This is a genomic window from Pimelobacter sp. 30-1 (genome assembly GCF_018831735.1).
In the GTDB taxonomy this organism is placed as follows: Bacteria; Actinomycetota; Actinomycetes; order Propionibacteriales; family Nocardioidaceae; genus Nocardioides.
The window spans coordinates 446,017-462,686 of record NZ_NHTS01000005.1; the positions used below are offsets into that span (position 1 = coordinate 446,017).

Below are 16,670 nucleotides of genomic sequence, written 5' to 3' on the forward strand. Positions count from 1 at the left end.
GAAGGAGGAGCCATGGTCGGGATCGACCAGCTGCTGGGCTTCGGCCTGGCTGCGCTCGTCATCATCGTGATCCCGGGCCCCAGCGTGGTCTTCGTGATCGGCCGCGCGGTCTCCTACGGCCAGCGGGTCGCGCTGACCAGCGTCCTCGGCAACACCCTCGGGCTGTTCGTCGTGATGGCCCTGGTCTGCCTGGGCCTGGGCGCGATCGTGGCCGAGTCGATCCTGGTGTTCACCGTGATCAAGCTGGCCGGTGCGGCGTACCTGGTCTGGCTCGGGATCCAGGCCTTCCGGCACCGGCACGAGATGCGCTTCGGGGCCGGCGACGCCCGGGCGCCGGTGACCGGCTGGAAGGCGCTGCGCCAGGGCTTCGTCGTCGGGGTGAGCAACCCCAAGGGGTTCATGATGTTCGCCGCCCTGCTGCCGCCGTTCGTGCACCGCGACGCGGCCGCGGCCGCGGTTCCGGTGCAGATGTTCGTGCTCGGCTGCGTCGCGGTGACTCTCGGTCAGCTCTGCGACTCGACCTGGGCGCTGGCCGCCGGCCGGGCCCGGGATTGGTTCGTCGCCTCGGAGCGGCGCGGCAGCGTGCTCGGTGCGATCGGCGGTACGTCGATGGTCGGGCTCGGTGTGGGCATGGCCCTCACGGGGCGTCCGGACTGAGCAGGTAGCCCCCGACGAGCGCCACCATCTCGTCGAGCAGGGCCGCCCGGCTCACCGCGGCCGGCTGGTCGAGGACCCAGCGCATGGCGAGGTTCTCGACCGCGAGGACCACGACCCACGCCGCCGTCGCCGGGTCGGGCCGGCGGGTGCTGTCGGCGCGGACGGCGAGGTAGGTCGCCGCGAGCTCGCGGACCCGGCGCTCCAGCGCGGCGCGGCGCTCCTTGCTGCGGTGGATCGGCAGCTCCTCGGCGACCACCCGGAGCAGCTCGCGGTCGGCCTCGAGCGCGCTCAGCAGGGCGTCGGCGGTGGCCCGGACCATGCCCGGGCCGAAGTCGGCGATCCGGTCCGAGAGCGAGGCCGCGACCCGCTCGGCGACCTCTTCCCAGTAGCGGTCGATGACGACGTCGAGGATCGCGGTCTTGTCGGGGAAGTACTGGTAGAGCGAGCCGGGGCTGATCCCGGCGGCGGTCGCGACCCGGTTGGTGCTGAAGGCGTCGTAGCCGTGGTCGACGAGGACGCCGCGGCCGGCGTTGACGATCCGCTCCACCATCTCCCGGGACCGGGCCTGCTGGGGAGCCTTGCGCACGAGAGGGACTCTAGGGGACGCCCGTCCCGCTCAGGCGGTCCGCTCGGTGAGCAGGCGGCGCTTGGCGTCGTACATCCGGGCGTCGGCCTCGAGCAGCGCCTCGGCGACCAGGTCGATCCCGGCGACCGGTGCGGTGCCGACGCTGGCCCGGCGGCCGACCGCGCCGGCCAGGCGGGTGTGCAGTTCGTCGGGGCCGAAGCCGGGGCTGAAGACGGCGAACTCGTCGCCGCCGATCCGGGCCACGACGTCGGTCTCGCGCAGGCTCGTGGTGAGGGCGGTGGCGAGGCGGCGCAGGAGGGCGTCGCCGGCGCTGTGGCCGTCGGTGTCGTTGACCACCTTGAGGCCGTCGAGGTCGACGAAGCCGACCGCGGCGACGGTGCCGGCGGCGGGGAAGCGGATCCGGGCCTGCTCGAAGAAGCCGCGGCGGTTCCACAGCCCGGTGAGCTCGTCGGTGGTGGCGAGCTGGTGGGTCGCCTCGCGCAGCGCGACGGCGGAGGCGAGCTGGGTGTGCACGGCGAGCTTGTCGAGAGCGACCGAGGCGGCGTTGGCCAGGCCCTGGAGGAGCGCGACCTCGCCGTCGGTCGCGGTGTGGTGGGTGGCCCAGTAGGCGCCGATCGCCGCGATCGGGTCGAGCGTGCGCACCGGCACCATCACCAGGCTCTTGACGAACGTCGGGCGGTAGGCGTCGTGGGGGATCCGGTCGTCGGCGTAGATGTCCGGGACGATGACGGGCGTGCGGTGGAGCATCGCCCAGCCGCTGATGCACGCGGTGAGCGGGAAGCGGTGGCCCTTCCAGAGCGGCTCGATCGCGTCCTCGTCGGCGTAGTAGCACTGCTCGCCGTCGCGGAGCACGAAGGTCGCGCCGTCGCACGCGGCGAGCTCGCGCGCGGCCGTGCGCACGACCTGCTGGACGGCGGGGAGATCCGCGGCCAGCGAGAGCTCCTGGACGGCGAGGAGCAGTCGCTCCAGTCCTGCGGTGTCGGTCACGTCCCGCTCCTCCCTCGGTGACGAGGCCCATCATTCCACTCCTCCATCGGCAGGGGGCGCGGGGACATTCGCGAGTTGAATGCGAGTAATCGCTCGCGTCATCATGGAGCCATGAGCACCGACGTGGCCCCGGCGGCCGGCGACCTGAGCGAGCGGCCCTACCCGACCCGGTTCCGCGCGGGTGGTGAGCGCAACCGCCGCCTCGGGCGGCCGCTCAAGCTGGTCGGCCGGGTCAAGGGCGTCGACGAGGCACTGCTCGACCGGATCGGGCGGGCGATGCTCGAGCGCGACGAGCTCGGTGGACGGCTCGCGGACGCGATCCGGTTGCGAGCCGGGGCCGACGGCCGGGTCCGGATGGACCAGTTCCGCCAGGCGCTCGAGGGCGGCCTGGACGCCGTCGCGGACGCCCCGCCGGCGCTCCGCGCGTTCTTCGAGGAGCTCGAGACCGACCCCGACTGGCTCGACCGCGACCTGGTTGAGGAGGGCGCCCGGGTCTTCCGCCGGCTGGGCCAGAACGCCCAGGACGTGCTCCTCCAGCTCTCGCTGGTCGGCGGCTACCGCTTCGGTGGGCCGACCGACCTGCTCGTCGCGACCGGCGGCCTGACCGGCGGGCAGACCCTGCGCCGGCTCGCCGAGACCCAGAAGTGGGGCGCCAGCCTGACCGACCCCGGCTCGCTGCTGCCGCCCCGCGCCGGGCAGGCGCCGGGGGAGGGCTGGCGGCTGACCGTCCACGTGCGGCTCATGCACGCGCTGGTCAACCACGCCTTCGAGGACACCTGGGACACCGCGCAGTGGGGCCTGCCCATCAACCAGGCCGACCAGGCCTCGACGCTCGGGCTCTTCGACGGCGTGCTCATCATCGGCTCGCGGGCGCTCGGCGTACCGGTGTCGTCGGCGGACTCGCGGGCCCTCATGCACCTGTGGAAGTACGTCGGCTGGCTGATGGGCGTGCACGCCGACTTCCTCGTCGACGACGAGTGGGAGCGGCACCGGATCGACTACCACGTGCTCCTCGCCCAGGGCCCGATGACCGACGCCGGTCCTCAGCTCGCCCGGGCCGTGGTCGACGCCCAGGCGCTGCGCCGCTACCCCGGCTGGCCCGGGCCGCTCCAGGCGCTGCGTGCCCGCTACGAGCGCGAGCGGCTGCTCTCGATGCTCACCGTCTTCCTCGGCGCCGAGAGCATGCGCGAGTTCGGCCTCCCGATGCGCCCGCCGTGGGCGCACGCCTACCTGGTCGGCCTCAACACCCTGCGTTACCGCGTCCTGTGCCACCTGCCCGGCGGCCGCGACCGCTTGGCCGCGTGGGGTGGCCGCCGGGCCCAGTGGTTGCTGGACACCTACTTCCAGGGGGACCAGGAGGACGTCGGCGAGCTCAGGGCGTGAGCCCGAGGTCGCTCATCGACACCGGCAGCGAGGCGCTCTGGTCCTCGCTGCGGCCGTTCCAGGTCAGCGTCGTGCACCCGTCCTGGACCTGGACGACGTCGCCCCGGTCGGTGCCGAGCAGCAGCGAGAGCGGCTCGTCGCGCGGGGTGCACTTGGCCAGCATCAACGGCCCGGGGCGGGACCAGGCCTCGGCGACCTGGCGCACCTGCGCGTCGGTGAGCGGCTCGGCCGGCTTGTCGCCGAAGCCGCGGCACACCGCGCCCGAGGTGATCTTCTCGTGGCCCGGCCGGGCCGGGCTCGCTGCCGGGAAGGCCGCGCAGTCGAAGGTCCCCGCATAGGGCCGGGTCGCGCCCAGCGCGTCCCGCTGCTCGGCGAGGGCGTCGAGGAAGGCGCCGGCCAGGTCGCCGCCGTCGACCTGGCGGCCGCCCACGTCGGCCGGCGCGCACATCGCGGCCGGGACCTCGACGCTCGCGCCGTCGGCGTACGAGAAGCGCAGCACCTGCTGGAGCGGGACGAAGTCGATGGCGGCGCACCGGCCCGGGTCGAAGTCGGGCAGGGCGGCGAGGCGTGCGGTGAGCCGGTCCGGCTCGACGAGCGCGTCCGCCGGCGGGCCGGGCGGGTCCGTGCACAGGCGCACGCCGGCCAGGCCGTCGGTGCCGGGCAGCTCGGGGGTGGTCGTCGGCATCCGGATCGCGGCCGGGCACGCGGTCGCGGCGTACGGGTCGGGCTCGCGGGCCACCGGCGCGCCGTCGTCCCCGCCGGGTGCGGTGATCGCGACGACCGCGCCCACGGCGAGGACCGCCGCGGCGAGGCCGGCTCCGGCGGCGCGGCCCCGGGCACGGCGCCGCCGGGCGGCCGCGGCCAGGGCGTGCGGCTCGAAGACGGGTGCGTCGTCGGGGACGGCGCGGGTCAGCAGGTCGTGCAGGTTCTCAGTCATCGCTCTCCTCCAGCAGTCCGGACTCGCGGAGGGTGCGCAGGGCGCGCGAGGTCTGGCTCTTGACGGTCCCGACGCTGATCCCGAGCGCGGTCGCGGTCTGCGCCTCGGTCAGGTCGTCGAAGTAGCGCAGCACGACCACGGCCCGCTGGCCGCGGGGCAGCCGGGCCAGCGCGACCAGGACGTCCTGGCGCACCCCGGGGTCGGGCGTGCGGTCGGGCTCGTCGGGCAGCTCGGTCGTGGGCAGCTCGCCGTTCCAGCGCCGCCGCCACCAGTCGGTGTACGTCGTGACCATCGTCCGGCGCACGTACGCCTCGACGGCGGCCGCGTCGTCGATCCGGTCCCAGCGCCGCCAGCACTTCAGCAGCGCCGTCTGGACTAGGTCCTCGGCCTTGTGCCGGTCGCCGGTCAGCAGCCAGGCACTGCGCCAGAGCGCTGTGCCGCGGGCGGCGACGTACTCCTCGAACGCCGGCGCCCCACCACCACGGGTCGGGTCGCCGGTGAGCACCGGGACAGCCTCGCGCATTCCTCCACCTCCGAAGAGCAGGACGGGGTGGTGGACCCGGATGGTTGTCAGGCGGTCTGCGCGGGCTCTCCGGTGTCGCGGACCAGGTAGACCCAGGGGAACGCCCGGCAGCCGACCTGCCAGCCGTCGCGCTCGTGCCGGCCCAGGCCGCCGGTCCACAGCACGCGCTTGTGCTCCCAGCGGGTGGGGGTGCGGACCATCCGGTGGCGGAGCAGTCCGGCCTCGACCGTGCGCCAGCCCAGCCGGCCCGCGATCTCGAGCTCACGCATCTCGTCGAAGGCGGTGACCGGGCCGAGCCAGCGCTCCTCGGCCGACGGGGGGATCTCGCTGGTGCGCCCGAAGCGCTGCTGCGCGGCCTGCCGGGTCAGCCCGAGGGTGGTGCCGATCGCCGACCAGCTGTGGCCCCCGGCGCGGGCCGCGTGGACCGCCTGCTGGAGCAGCTCGCCGGTGACCTGGTCCGCCTCCGCCGTACGGCGCACGAGCGCGAGCCGGTCGTCGGGGTCGACGTCGGCCAGGATCGCCTCGCCGAGGGTGCCGGCGAGGTCGCCCACGCTCACGGCCGCGGGTCCTCGTCGCGACTGGGCAGCCACATGCCGTCGCCGCCGCGCTCGCCTCCCTCGCCCCCCTCGCCGTTGCCCCGACCCGGGCGCGAACGCCGCTGGTGGGCCGAGAGCAGGGCGACGCCGCCGAGGATCAGCGCGATCCCGGCGCCGATGCACAGGCCCTGGGCGAAGCCGTCCAGGCTGCGGCTGATGGTGACCAGCGCGAGGCCGGCGATGACGGGTCCGAGGGTGGCCGCGTTGACAGGAGACTGCATGCGTCAATGATCGGTTGACGCCGAGGAGATGTCAACCCTGCGTTGACGAACCGGGCTCAGGCGGTCGCGTCCTCGCCGTCGAGCCAGGCCCGCACGGAGTCGTTGTGCTGGCCCAGCGTCGGGGGCGCGTCGTGGGCCTCGCGGCCGCCGGCGTACGCGTTGTCGTCGAAGCGCAGCGCCGGCCCGGGCAGCTGGACCTTGCCGAGGGTGGCGTGCTCGACGTCGATGAGCAGGCCCTGGGAGAGGGTCTGGTCCCAGCTGTAGACGTCGTCGAGGGTGCGCACCTTACCGGCCGGGACGCCGGCCGCGTCGAGCTTGGCGAGCGCCTCCTCGGCGGTGAGGTCGGCGAGCACGCCCTCGACCAGCGCGATGGTCTCGTCGCGGCGGGTGACCCGCTCGGGGTTGGTGGCGAAGCCCTCGAGCGCCGGGTCGATGCCGAACGCGGTGGCGAAGGTCTGCCAGAGCTTCTCGGAGCCGCAGGCGATCTGCACGGGCGCGGACTTGGTCGCGAACATGCCGTAGGGCGCGATCGACGGGTGGTGGCCGCCGGCCAGGCCGGGGACCTCCTTGGCCACGGTCCACTTGGTGCCCTGGAAGGCGTGGACGCCGACCATGCCGGCCAGCAGCGAGGTGTGCACGACCCGGCCGCGGCCGGTGCGCTCGCGCTCGTAGAGCGCCGAGACGACGCCGTAGGCGCCGTTCATGCCGGCGAGCAGGTCCGCGATCGGGACGCCGACCTTGGTCGGCTCGCTCAGGCCGGTCAGCGACATCAGGCCGCCCTCGCCCTGGGCGATCTGGTCGAAGCCCGAGCGCTGCGCCTCGGGGCCGTCGTGGCCGAAGCCGGTGATCTGCAGGACGATCAGCCGCGGGTTGATCTCGTGGAGCCGCTCGATCGGGAAGCCGAGCCGGTCCAGGACGCCGACCCGGAAGTTCTCCATCAGCACGTCGGCCTTGGCGACCAGGCGCGCGAGCACCTCCTGGTCGGCGGCGTCCTTGAGGTTGAGGGTGATCGACTCCTTGTTGCGGTTGGCCGAGAGGAAGTACGTCGACTCCCGCTCACCCTCCGTGGGGTCCATGAACGGCGGCCCCCAGCTGCGGGTGTCGTCGCCGGTGGGGCTCTCCACCTTGATCACCCGCGCCCCGAGGTCGCCGAGCATCATCGCCGCATGGGGGCCGGCGAGCGCGCGCGTCAGGTCGAGGACGAGGACATCGGAGAGCGGGGCAGACATGCGGCCACAGTAGGTGCCCATCCGAGGGCCGGAACATGGCAGGGGTTGCCAAACGGCCGAGGGGAGACCTAGGGACCAGGGGTGACCCTACGGGAGCAGCAGCACCACGGTCTCGGCGACGGCGGCCGGCTTGGCCTCGTCCTCGATGTCGATCGTGTGCCGCAGGGTGACCTGGTAGCCGCTGGCGAGCTCGGTGACCTCGCCGACGGCGACGGTCAGCCGGATCCGCTTGCCGACCAGCACCGGGTTCGGGAAGCGGACCTTGTTGACGCCGTAGTTGAGCTTGGCGCCGGGCGTCTCCAGGCTGAAGATCGACTCGCCGAGCCACGGGACCAGCGACAGCGTGAGGTAGCCGTGCGCGATCGTGCCGCCGAACGGACCCTCCTTGGCGCGCTCGACGTCGACGTGGATCCACTGGTGGTCCCCGGTCGCCTCGGCGAACTGGTTGACCCGCTCCTGGGTGATCTCGACCCAGTCGCTCGTGCCCAGGGTTTCCCCGGTGGCGGCGATCAGCTCGTCGAAGGTGGTGAACACCCGCATGTTCTGCTCCTGATGTGGTGAGGCCCGGCTAAGTTTGCGGTCATGGAACCTACACGCGGCCTTCCGGAGGACCTGCTGCGGGCGGCCCCCAAGGTCCTGCTGCACGACCACCTCGACGGCGGGCTGCGTCCCGCCACCATCGTCGACCTCGCCGCGGAGGTCGGGCACGCGCTGCCCGAGACCGACGCCGACGCGCTCGCGACCTGGTTCGCCGAGGCCGCCGACTCGGGCTCGCTGGAGCGCTACCTCGAGACGTTCGCGCACACGGTCGGCGTCATGCAGACCGCCTCCGCGCTGACCCGGGTGGCCCGCGAGTGCGTCGAGGACCTCGCCGCCGACGGCGTCGTCTACGCCGAGATCCGCTACGCCCCCGAGCTCCACGTCGAGTCCGGCCTCGAGCTCGAGGAGGTCGTCGCCGCCGTCCAGCAGGGCTTCGCCGAGGGCATGGCCGCCGCCGGCGACCGGATCATCGTGCGCCACCTGCTCACCGCGATGCGCCAGGCCGCGCGGGCCATGGAGATCGCCGAGCTCGCCATCGCCTGGCGCGACCGCGGCGTCGCCGGCTTCGACATCGCCGGCCCCGAGGCGGGCTACCCGCCCACCCGGTTCATCGACGCCTTCGAGTACCTCCAGCGCGAGAACTCCCACTTCACCATCCACGCCGGCGAGGGCTTCGGGCTGCCGTCGATCTGGGAGGCCGTGCAGTGGTGCGGCGCCGACCGGCTCGGGCACGGCGTGCGGATCGTCGACGACATCGAGGTCGACGACGCCGGCGTCGCGCGGCTGGGGCGGCTGGCGTCGTACGTGCGGGACAAGCGGATCCCGCTCGAGATGTGCCCGTCGTCCAACGTCCAGACCGGCGCCGCGCCGTCGATCGCCGAGCACCCGCTCAAGCTGCTCGCCTCGCTGCGCTTCCGGGTCACCGTCAACACCGACAACCGGCTGATGAGCCGGACCTCGCTGAGCCAGGAGTTCGCGCTGCTCACCGAGGCGTTCGGCTACGGCTGGGCCGAGATGGAGTGGCTGACGGTCAACGCGATGAAGTCGGCGTTCATCCCCTACGACGAGCGCTACCGGCTCATCACCGAGACCATCAAGCCCTGGTACGCCACTCAGATGGCGAACCAGAAGTAGTTCCAGCGCCCGACCCCGACCCGGTGGCCCGCCCAGTTCTCGCGGGGCACCCGGATCAGGCGCGCGCCGCGGGACGGGTCGAAGACCTGGATGCCGTCGCCCACCTCGCCGACCGCGAGCACCACGTGGCGGGGGAGCAGCCGGCTGCCGAGGTAGACCGCGACCGGGCGGGTGCGCAGCTGCTCGCGCACGACGTCGTACGCGAGGTCGGGGCGGGGGCGCGCGTGGACGGTCGCGACCGGCCGGCCCGAGAGCACCCGCAGCGCGTCGGCGACCGCCCACGGCGGCGTCCCGAGGGCGCGGGGCCACGGCACCTGGAAGCGGTCGCGGGCGCTGCGCGAGGAGGTGAGGAGCCGGTGCTCCTCGGTGATCTCCGCGCCGCCGTCGCCGTTGCGGGGACGCCACTCGCTCAGCACGGCGCGCGCGGCGAGGACGCTGGCCGCGCCGCAGCTGCGCTCGTCGGGCTGGCCCAGCGCGCCCGGGGCGAGGTCAGCCGGCCAGCGCATGATCGCCCTCCGCAGCGCCGTCGCTGAGCTCGGCGAACGCCCGGTCGCCGGTGGTCACCCGGCAGCCCACGGCGGCCGCCCGTCGGACGATCTGGCGCTGGACGCGGGCCAGCGCGAGGCCGCGCCGGACCAGGACCAGGGGCGGCTTGCGGTGCTCGCGCAGGTCGCGGGTGAGCCGGCGCCAGAAGGTGACGACGGGGTGCTGGGTGACGCAGTACGCCGCCGCGAGGATGCCCGCCTGGCGGCACTCCTCGACGATCTCGGCCGCGAAGATCCCCTCGGCGCAGAACCTCGTGGCCCCACCGAGGTCGAGCCGCTGGCTGCCGGTGCGCCGGCTCTCGGAGATCGAGTAGACCGGGACGTCGGCCGCGCCCGTCGTGCACAGCGACCGGAGCGCGGCGAGGGCGTCCTCGTGGCTCCACGTGCCGGGGTGGTCCCAGTCGACGAGGCCCGCGTTGGCGCCGTCCTCGATGAGCGGGAGGTCCGGCGCGTCACCGTCGCGGTAGAAGTCGTCCAGGCGCAGCGTCGGCCACCCGAACGCCTTGGCCAGCCGTTCGGCGAGCCGGGACTTGCCCGACCCGGACGGGCCGGCGAGCACGATCACGCGGGCACGGGAGGTCATGGGGGTCGAGTCTGCCGTACCCTGCCCGGCATGGGTGAGGGGACGCGGCCGCGACGCCGCTGGATCAAGATCACGCTGCTGTCGCTGCTCGCGCTCGTCGTGGTCGGTGCGGCCGGCTTCTTCACGTTCGCGCCGCGCATCGTCGAGAACGGCATGAACCGGATCGATCCGGCCGAGCTGCCCGAGGTCAGCGCCTCGACCCAGGAGCTGCACGACTCGCTCGAGATCATCGACATGCACTCCGACACCCTCATGTGGGACCGCGACATCCTCGACCGCTCCGACCGTGGGCACATGGACCTGCCGCGGCTCGAGGACGGCAATGTCGCGCTCCAGGTGTTCTCGTCGGTGTCGAAGTCGCCCAAGGGCCAGAACTACGACAGCAACACCGACGAGACCGACAACATCACGCTCCTCACCATCGCCCAGCTCCAGCCGCCGCGCACCTGGCGCTCGCTGCTCCAGCGCTCGCTCTACCACGCCGAGAAGCTGCGCGACGCCGCCGAGGACTCCGACGGCGCCCTGCGCCTGATCCGCACCCGCGAGGACGTCGACGGCCTGATCGCCGACCGCGAGGACGGCAAGAAGGTCACCGGCGCGCTCTTCTCGGTCGAGGGCCTGCAGAACCTCGAGGGCGACTTCGACAACCTCGACAAGCTCTACGACGCCGGCATGCGCATGGCCGGCTTCACCCACTTCTTCGACAACGAGGTCGCCGGCTCCATGCACGGCGTCGACAAGGGCGGCCTGACCGACCTCGGCCGCCGCGTCCTCGCCGAGATGGAGCGCCGCGGCATCATCGTCGACATCGCCCACGCGAGCCACGACGCGGTCGCCGAGATGCTCGACCTCGCGACCAAGCCCGTCGTCCTCAGCCACGGCGGCGTCCAGGCCACCTGCAAGGTCAACCGCAACCTCACCGACGAGGAGATCCGCGGCGTCGCCGCCACCGGTGGGGTCGTCGGCGTCGGCTACTGGGACGCCGCGGTCTGCGACCTCACCACCCAGGCCGTCGTCGACGCCATCGACCACGTCGTCAAGATCGGCGGCATCGAGACCGCCGCGCTCGGCAGCGACTACGACGGCGCGACCACGGTCGGCTGGGACACCTCGCACCTCGCCGCGATCACCCAGGAGCTCGTCGACCGCGGGTACGACGACACCGAGATCGCCGCGATCATGGGCGGTAACACGCTGCGGGTGCTGCGGGCGACGCTGCCTGAGTAGGCCTCAGGCGCGCAGCGCCGCGTCGAGCGCGGCCAGGAGCACCGCCGGCCGGCTCGGCCCGACGTGCGCCGGGGGATAGCGGCGCAGCACGTCGACCACGACCGGCATCGCGCGCGCCCGGGCGGCCGCGGCCTCGACCGCGGCGAGACCGGCGTCGGGATCGTCGCCGGCGGTGAGCTCGGCGATCCGGGCGGCGTTGGCCGCCGCGCGCAGGATGTGGCCCACCTGGTGGGACTTCGCGATCGGGTGCAGGTACGCCGCCGAGGCGGCGTCGCCCGCGGCCTGGGCGGCGAGCCGGGCGGTCTCGGTGGGCGCGACGGCGGCGGCCCGGTGGGCGTCGAGCGACGTGACCCGCTGGAGCATGGTCCGGGGCGCGCCGTCGACGAAGACCCGGGCCGCGTCGAGCGCCGCGCCCGGGCGCGGGTCGTCGGGGCAGGCCGCGGTGAAGACGGGCAGCACCGCGGTGGCCGCGTCGGCGGCGTAGCGGGCGACGGCCCGGAGCTCGTCGAGCGTCAGCGTGAAGTCGCCGCCGCTCGCCGTGCTGGTCATCGTCCCGGCCGCCGCCGTACCCGGCTCAGATCCCGATCGGGTGCCAGACCGTCTTGGCCTCGACGAACGCGGTCATCGCCGACAGCTGGGGCTCGACGGCCCAGTCGGGCTCCTCGGCCGGCGCTCGGCGTACGCGCTTGAGGTTGTCGGCCGCCGCGACCTCGAGCGAGGTGGCCAGCTCGTCGTCGCCGGCGACGCCGCCGAGGTCGATCGCGTTGACGTCCATGTGGGCGGCGAGCCACGGGCCGAGGGTGGCCGCGTCGCCGGTGAGGATGTTGACCACACCGCCGGGCACGTCGGAGGTGGCGAGCACCTCGGAGAACGTGATCGCCGGGAGGGGGCGCTCGTAGGAGGACACGACCACCGCGACGTTGCCGGTCACGATGACCGGAGCGACCACGGAGACCAGGCCGAGCAGCGAGGACTCCTGGGGGGCCAGGACGCCGACGACACCGGTCGGCTCGGGCGCGGTGTGGTTGAAGAACGGGCCGGCGACCGGGTTGGCGTTGCCGATCACCTGGGCGAGCTTGTCGGCCCATCCGGCGTACCAGACGAGGCGGTCGACGGCGGCGTCCACCTGGCCGCGGGCCGCGGCGGCGGAGACGCCCTCGGACTGGCGCACGGCGTCCTCGAACTGGGGACGCCGGTCCTCCATGACCTCGGCGATGCGGTAGACGATCTGGCCGCGGTTGTAGGCCGTGCGCGCCGACCAGGACCCGAAGGCCTTGCGGGCGGCGACCACGGCGTCGCGGACGTCCTTGCGGGAGGCGAGGGCGGCGTTGGCCACGAACTTCCCCTTGCTGTCGGTGACCTCGTAGGAGTGGCCCGACTCCGAGCGGGGGAAGGCCCCGCCGATGTAGAGCTTGTAGGTCTTCCGTACGTCGATGCGCGCCATCAGGCGTCCGCTCCCTTCAGGTACGCGGCGAGACCCTGGCGGCCGCCCTCGCGGCCGTAGCCGGACTCCTTGTAGCCACCGAACGGGCTGGCCGGGTCGAACTTGTTGAAGGTGTTGGCCCACACCACGCCGGCCCGCAGCTGCGAGGCCATGTGCAGGATGCGCGAGCCCTTCTCGGTCCACACGCCGGCGGAGAGGCCGTAGGGCGTGTTGTTGGCCTTCTCGACCGCCTCGGCCGGGGTGCGGAAGGTGAGCACCGAGAGGACCGGTCCGAAGACCTCCTCGCGGGCGATCCGGTGGGCCTGGGTGACGCCGGTGAAGATCGTCGGCGGGAACCAGAAGCCGGACGAGGGCAGGTCGCACGCGGGCGCCCAGCGCTCGGCGCCCTCGGCCTCGCCGATCTCGGACAGCTCGCGGATCCGGTCGAGCTGCTCGCGCGAGTTGATCGCGCCGATGTCGGTGTTCTTGTCGAGCGGGTCGCCCACGCGCAGGGTGCCCATGCGCCGCTTGAGCCGGCTGAGCACCTCGTCGGCCACCGACTCCTGGACGAGCAGGCGCGAGCCGGCGCAGCAGACGTGGCCCTGGTTGAAGAAGATGCCGCCCACGATGCCCTCGACCGCCTGGTCGATGGCCGCGTCGTCGAAGACGATGTTGGCGGCCTTGCCGCCGAGCTCGAGGGTGACCTTCTTGTCGGTGCCGGCGACCGCGCGGGCGATGGCCTTGCCGACGTCGGTGGAGCCGGTGAACGCGACCTTGTCGACGTCGGGGTGCCCGACGACGGCCTGACCGGTCGCGCCGGCCCCGGTCACGATGTTGACCACGCCCGGCGGGAGGTCGGCCTGCTGGCAGATCTCCGCGAACAGCAGCGCCGTCAGCGGCGTGGTCTCGGCCGGCTTGAGGACGACGGTGTTGCCGCACGCCAGCGCCGGGGCGACCTTCCACGCCAGCATGAGCAGCGGGAAGTTCCACGGGATGACCTGGCCCGCGACGCCCAGCGGTTGCGGGTTCGGGCCGAGGCCGGCGTGGTCGAGCTTGTCGGCCCAGCCGGCGTAGTAGAAGAAGTGCGCGGCGACGATCGGGACGTCGACGTCGCGGCTCTCCTTGATCGGCTTGCCGTTGTCGATCGACTCGAGGACGGCGAGCTCGCGGCCGCGCTCCTGGAGGATCCGGGCGATCCGGAAGAGGTACTTCGCCCGCTCCTTGCCCGACATCCGCGACCAGCCGCGGAAGGCGCGGCGGGCGGCCTTGACGGCCAGGTCGACGTCGGCGTCGGAGGCCTCGGCGATCTCGGCGAGCGTCTCCTCGGTGGCCGGGTTGATCGTCTTGAACGACGTACCCCGGCCGTCGACGAACTCACCGTCGATGAAGAGGCCGTAGGACGGCTTGATGTCGACGATGCTCCGCGACTCCGGAGCCGGTGCGTACTCGAAACCCATGTCGTGATCCCTCAGTCCAGGGTGAAGTAGTCGGGACCGCTGTAGCGGCCGGTGGTCATCTTGGTGCGCTGCATGAGCAGGTCGTTGAGCAGCGTCGAGGCCCCGAACCGGAACCAGTCGGGATCGAGCCAGTCGTCGCCGGCGATCTCGTTGACCATCACCAGGTACTTGATCGCGTCCTTGGTGGTGCGGATGCCACCGGCCGGCTTGACGCCGATCTGGACGCCGGTCGCCTCGCGGAAGTCGCGCACGGCCTCGAGCATCACCAGCGTGACGGGCAGCGTCGCGGCCGGCTGCACCTTGCCGGTGGAGGTCTTGATGAAGTCGGCGCCGGCCAGCATCGCCAGCCACGAGGCGCGTCGTACGTTGTCGAGGGTCTGGAGCTCGCCGGTCTCGAAGATCACCTTGAGGTGGGCGTGCGACCCGTCGGGGCGGACGCAGGCCTCGCGCGTCGCGACGATCTCGTCGAAGACCTGGAGGTAGTGCCCGGCCAGGAAGGCGCCGCGGTCGATCACCATGTCGATCTCGTCGGCCCCCTGGGCGACCGCGTCGCGCGTGTCGGCGAGCTTGACGTCCATCGACGCCCGCCCGCTCGGGAACGCCGTCGCGACGGCCGCCACGTTGACCGCGTCGCCGACGATGGCCTTGACCTCGCCGACCAGGTCGCCGTACACGCAGACGGCGGCGACCGACGGGCAGGACGGGTCGGCCGGGTCGGGACGCAGCGCCTTGTTGGCGAGCGCGCGGACCTTGCCGGGGGTGTCCTGACCCTCGAGCGTGGTGAGGTCGACCATCCGGATCGCGAGGTCGAGCGCCCACGCCTTGGCGGTGGTCTTGATCGAGCGGGTCCCGAGCCCGGCGGCACGCGCCTCGGCTCCGACCTGGTCGACGCCGGGCAGGCCGTGGAGGAACCGGCGCAGCGTCGCGTCGCTGGTGGTGACGTCGGCGTAGGCCGCGAGTCCCGGTGCGGGACCGGTGGGGGCGGAGGTCGGCATCTGCCCAGCATAGAGTTGGTTGCTGTGCAGAACGAAGGTGTCGAGAAGGTCGAGCGCTACAGCTCGGGTGGGCGGGGCACGGGCGTGGTCGGCCTGGTCATCGTGGCGGCCGTCGCGCTCTACGGCATCCTCGACCGAGGCGCGGACTACCAGGCGTGGTTCATCGCGCTCTGCGTGCTCTTCGCGGCCCTGCTCTGGGCGATCCTGCTGCGTCCGGCACTCGTGCTCCACGACGACGAGATCGAGCTGCGCAACATCCTCAAGGACCGCTGGATCCCCTATGCCCGGATCACCGAGATCAAGATCGACCAGATGACCGTCGTCCACACCGAGGACGACAAGTACATCGGCGCGGGCTTCGGCCGGAGCCGGCGGATGATCCGGCGCGACGGCACCAGCGGCGGGACCGCCGGTCTGGACCTCAACGGCCGCTTCGAGTCCGGCTTCGCCGCCGACCCGCCCGACGAGCGCCGCTCGATCGGCTGGCTCGTCCAGGACAAGGTGCAGCGGCGCGCGGCCAACGCCCGCGACCTCGGCGCCGACCCCGGCCCGGTCCGGGCGACCTGGTCGTGGCCCGTGGTCGCCCTGCTGGGGGGACTGGCGCTCGTGACGCTCGTGCTCAGGCTGGTCGGCTGAGCGCTCGCTCGCCTCGCGCCGTGGCTGCTCGCGGCCTGCGCGACACCACGATCCCCTCCGGCCGGATCGCCGAGGTCCGGGTCGAGCACGTGACCGTGGTCGAGGCCGGAGGCCGCCGGTACCTCGGTACCGGCCTGGGCCGCGCCCGGCGCTCGCTCCGGCGCGAGGGGGCCGGCACCGGCGGCGGCTCCCCGGTCGACGTCCTGGCGCGGTTCGGCTCGGCATTCGACGCCTCCGACCGCGACCACACGTCGATCGGCGGTCTGGTCCAGACCAAGATCCAGCACCGGGTCTGGCAGGCGGAGGGCACGCTCGGCGAGCCCGAAGCGGTGCGGCAGCGGTGGGCGTGGCCCGAGCTCACGCTCCTCGGGGCGCTCGCCGTCGCGACCGTCGTGCTGGCCCTCGCGGGCCGACGGTTTCGCCCCGTTCGTAGGCTGCACCCCATGCAGACCCGTGCCCGGCTCGCCGCCGCTGCCCTCGTGTCCCTGTCGGTGCTCGCCCTGAGCGCGTGCGGCGACTCCGGCGACGACAAGGCGTCCGACAACACGTCGGCCGCTCCGTCGACCACGCCGTCGGACGAGGCGCCGGCCGCCACGGGGCAGGAGTGCACGGTGGACGACATCGAGGTCACCGGTGAGTTCGGCGCGACGCCGACGATCACCATCCCCGACGACTGCACGCCGCCGACCACGCTGCTCAGCAAGGACCTCGTCGCGGGGAGCGGCCCGGCGGCCAAGGAGGGCGACACGGTCGAGACGAACTACCACCTGGTGACCTGGTCCAACAAGCAGGTGCTCGACAGCTCGTTCTCGCGCGGCCAGACGTTCCCGCTCGAGAACCTGGGCAACGCGCCGGTCATCGACGGCTGGAACCAGGGTCTGATCGGGGTCCAGAAGGGCACCCGGCGGCTGCTGGTCGTCCCGCCGGACCTGGGCTACGGCGAGGGCGGCAACGGCGTCGCGCCGAACGAGACCCTCGTCTTCGTCGTCGACGCGGTCTCGATCAGCTGAC

20 protein-coding genes are annotated in these 16,670 nt (G+C 73.1%); 6 read left to right on the forward strand and 14 right to left on the reverse strand.

Annotation, left to right across the window (positions count from 1 at the left end; all coding sequences use genetic code 11):
* Window positions 1–12 precede the first annotated feature (12 nt).
* Entirely contained in the window at window positions 13–657 is a 645-nt protein-coding gene (locus tag CCO04_RS13585) for a LysE family translocator (protein WP_215814661.1), read from the forward strand.
* On the opposite strand, the gene CCO04_RS13590 is transcribed toward CCO04_RS13585, so the two are convergent.
* The gene (locus CCO04_RS13590; RefSeq protein WP_215814662.1) at window positions 638–1,243 is read right to left on the reverse strand and encodes a TetR/AcrR family transcriptional regulator; all 606 of its coding nucleotides are present in this window, start codon (window positions 1,241–1,243) and stop codon (window positions 638–640) included. The two genes, CCO04_RS13585 and CCO04_RS13590, sit on opposite strands and share 20 nt — an antisense overlap.
* A 30-nt stretch (window positions 1,244–1,273) precedes the next feature.
* The gene (locus CCO04_RS13595) at window positions 1,274–2,230 is read right to left on the reverse strand and encodes a diguanylate cyclase (protein WP_215814663.1); all 957 of its coding nucleotides are present in this window, start codon (window positions 2,228–2,230) and stop codon (window positions 1,274–1,276) included.
* A gap of 111 nt (window positions 2,231–2,341) precedes the next feature.
* Here CCO04_RS13595 and CCO04_RS13600 point away from each other — a divergent pair, with 111 nt between their 5' ends.
* Window positions 2,342–3,613, forward strand: a complete 1,272-nt coding sequence (locus CCO04_RS13600) for an oxygenase MpaB family protein (RefSeq protein WP_215814664.1) — start codon at window positions 2,342–2,344, stop codon at window positions 3,611–3,613.
* Here the strand turns inward: CCO04_RS13600 and CCO04_RS13605 are convergent.
* From CCO04_RS13605 to CCO04_RS13630, 6 genes are all read right to left on the reverse strand, one after another.
* Window positions 3,603–4,550 (reverse strand): hypothetical protein, encoded by a 948-nt coding sequence (locus tag CCO04_RS13605; RefSeq protein WP_215814665.1) that lies wholly within the window; start codon window positions 4,548–4,550, stop codon window positions 3,603–3,605. The two genes, CCO04_RS13600 and CCO04_RS13605, sit on opposite strands and share 11 nt — an antisense overlap.
* Window positions 4,543–5,073, reverse strand: a complete 531-nt coding sequence (locus CCO04_RS13610) for a SigE family RNA polymerase sigma factor (RefSeq protein WP_215814666.1) — start codon at window positions 5,071–5,073, stop codon at window positions 4,543–4,545. Before CCO04_RS13610 ends, CCO04_RS13605 begins: the two co-directional genes overlap by 8 nt.
* Window positions 5,074–5,120: 47 nt before the next feature.
* Window positions 5,121–5,630, reverse strand: coding sequence for a hypothetical protein (locus CCO04_RS13615; RefSeq protein ID WP_215814667.1), 510 nt, complete (start codon window positions 5,628–5,630; stop codon window positions 5,121–5,123).
* Window positions 5,627–5,890, reverse strand: coding sequence for a hypothetical protein (locus CCO04_RS13620; protein WP_215814668.1), 264 nt, complete (start codon window positions 5,888–5,890; stop codon window positions 5,627–5,629). The genes CCO04_RS13615 and CCO04_RS13620 overlap by 4 nt, the downstream gene beginning before the upstream one ends.
* A gap of 56 nt (window positions 5,891–5,946) precedes the next feature.
* Window positions 5,947–7,119 (reverse strand): CaiB/BaiF CoA-transferase family protein, encoded by a 1,173-nt coding sequence (locus CCO04_RS13625; protein WP_215814669.1) that lies wholly within the window; start codon window positions 7,117–7,119, stop codon window positions 5,947–5,949.
* 87 nt (window positions 7,120–7,206) lie between these two features.
* Window positions 7,207–7,659, reverse strand: coding sequence for a MaoC family dehydratase (locus tag CCO04_RS13630; RefSeq protein ID WP_215814670.1), 453 nt, complete (start codon window positions 7,657–7,659; stop codon window positions 7,207–7,209).
* Between the two features lie 42 nt (window positions 7,660–7,701).
* On the opposite strand from CCO04_RS13630, the gene CCO04_RS13635 reads away from it, so the two are divergent.
* Window positions 7,702–8,793: an adenosine deaminase gene (locus CCO04_RS13635; RefSeq protein ID WP_215814671.1), complete on the forward strand. Its 1,092-nt coding sequence runs from the start codon at window positions 7,702–7,704 to the stop codon at window positions 8,791–8,793.
* Here the strand turns inward: CCO04_RS13635 and CCO04_RS13640 are convergent.
* Both CCO04_RS13640 and CCO04_RS13645 read right to left on the reverse strand, forming a co-directional pair.
* Complete coding sequence (locus CCO04_RS13640) at window positions 8,772–9,299, reverse strand: hypothetical protein (protein WP_215814672.1); 528 nt, start codon at window positions 9,297–9,299, stop codon at window positions 8,772–8,774. The two genes, CCO04_RS13635 and CCO04_RS13640, sit on opposite strands and share 22 nt — an antisense overlap.
* A complete protein-coding gene (locus CCO04_RS13645) occupies window positions 9,283–9,921 on the reverse strand; it encodes an AAA family ATPase (RefSeq protein ID WP_215814673.1) in 639 nt (212 codons plus the stop codon). Before CCO04_RS13645 ends, CCO04_RS13640 begins: the two co-directional genes overlap by 17 nt.
* Window positions 9,922–9,951: 30 nt before the next feature.
* Between CCO04_RS13645 and CCO04_RS13650 the strand changes: the two genes are divergently transcribed.
* Window positions 9,952–11,148 carry a dipeptidase gene (locus tag CCO04_RS13650; protein ID WP_215814674.1) on the forward strand — a complete coding sequence of 399 codons (1,197 nt, stop codon included), beginning with the start codon at window positions 9,952–9,954 and terminating at the stop codon, window positions 11,146–11,148.
* Between the two features lie 3 nt (window positions 11,149–11,151).
* On the opposite strand, the gene CCO04_RS13655 is transcribed toward CCO04_RS13650, so the two are convergent.
* From CCO04_RS13655 to deoC, 4 genes are read right to left on the reverse strand one after another with little or no spacing between them, the layout of a single operon-like run.
* The gene (locus CCO04_RS13655) at window positions 11,152–11,697 is read right to left on the reverse strand and encodes a putative immunity protein (protein WP_215814675.1); all 546 of its coding nucleotides are present in this window, start codon (window positions 11,695–11,697) and stop codon (window positions 11,152–11,154) included.
* Between the two features lie 25 nt (window positions 11,698–11,722).
* Window positions 11,723–12,592, reverse strand: coding sequence for an aldehyde dehydrogenase family protein (locus CCO04_RS13660; RefSeq protein WP_215814676.1), 870 nt, complete (start codon window positions 12,590–12,592; stop codon window positions 11,723–11,725).
* On the reverse strand, window positions 12,592–14,028 hold the full coding sequence (locus CCO04_RS13665; RefSeq protein WP_215814677.1) for an aldehyde dehydrogenase family protein: 1,437 nt from the start codon (window positions 14,026–14,028) through the stop codon (window positions 12,592–12,594). Before CCO04_RS13665 ends, CCO04_RS13660 begins: the two co-directional genes overlap by 1 nt.
* 11 nt (window positions 14,029–14,039) lie before the next feature.
* The gene (gene deoC / locus CCO04_RS13670; protein WP_215814678.1) at window positions 14,040–15,023 is read right to left on the reverse strand and encodes a deoxyribose-phosphate aldolase; all 984 of its coding nucleotides are present in this window, start codon (window positions 15,021–15,023) and stop codon (window positions 14,040–14,042) included.
* 24 nt (window positions 15,024–15,047) lie between these two features.
* Between deoC and CCO04_RS13675 the strand changes: the two genes are divergently transcribed.
* Window positions 15,048–15,659: a hypothetical protein gene (locus tag CCO04_RS13675; RefSeq protein ID WP_215814679.1), complete on the forward strand. Its 612-nt coding sequence runs from the start codon at window positions 15,048–15,050 to the stop codon at window positions 15,657–15,659.
* A 20-nt stretch (window positions 15,660–15,679) separates the two neighbouring features.
* Window positions 15,680–16,669, forward strand: coding sequence for an FKBP-type peptidyl-prolyl cis-trans isomerase (locus CCO04_RS29815; RefSeq protein WP_308281207.1), 990 nt, complete (start codon window positions 15,680–15,682; stop codon window positions 16,667–16,669).
* Window position 16,670 lies beyond the last annotated feature (1 nt).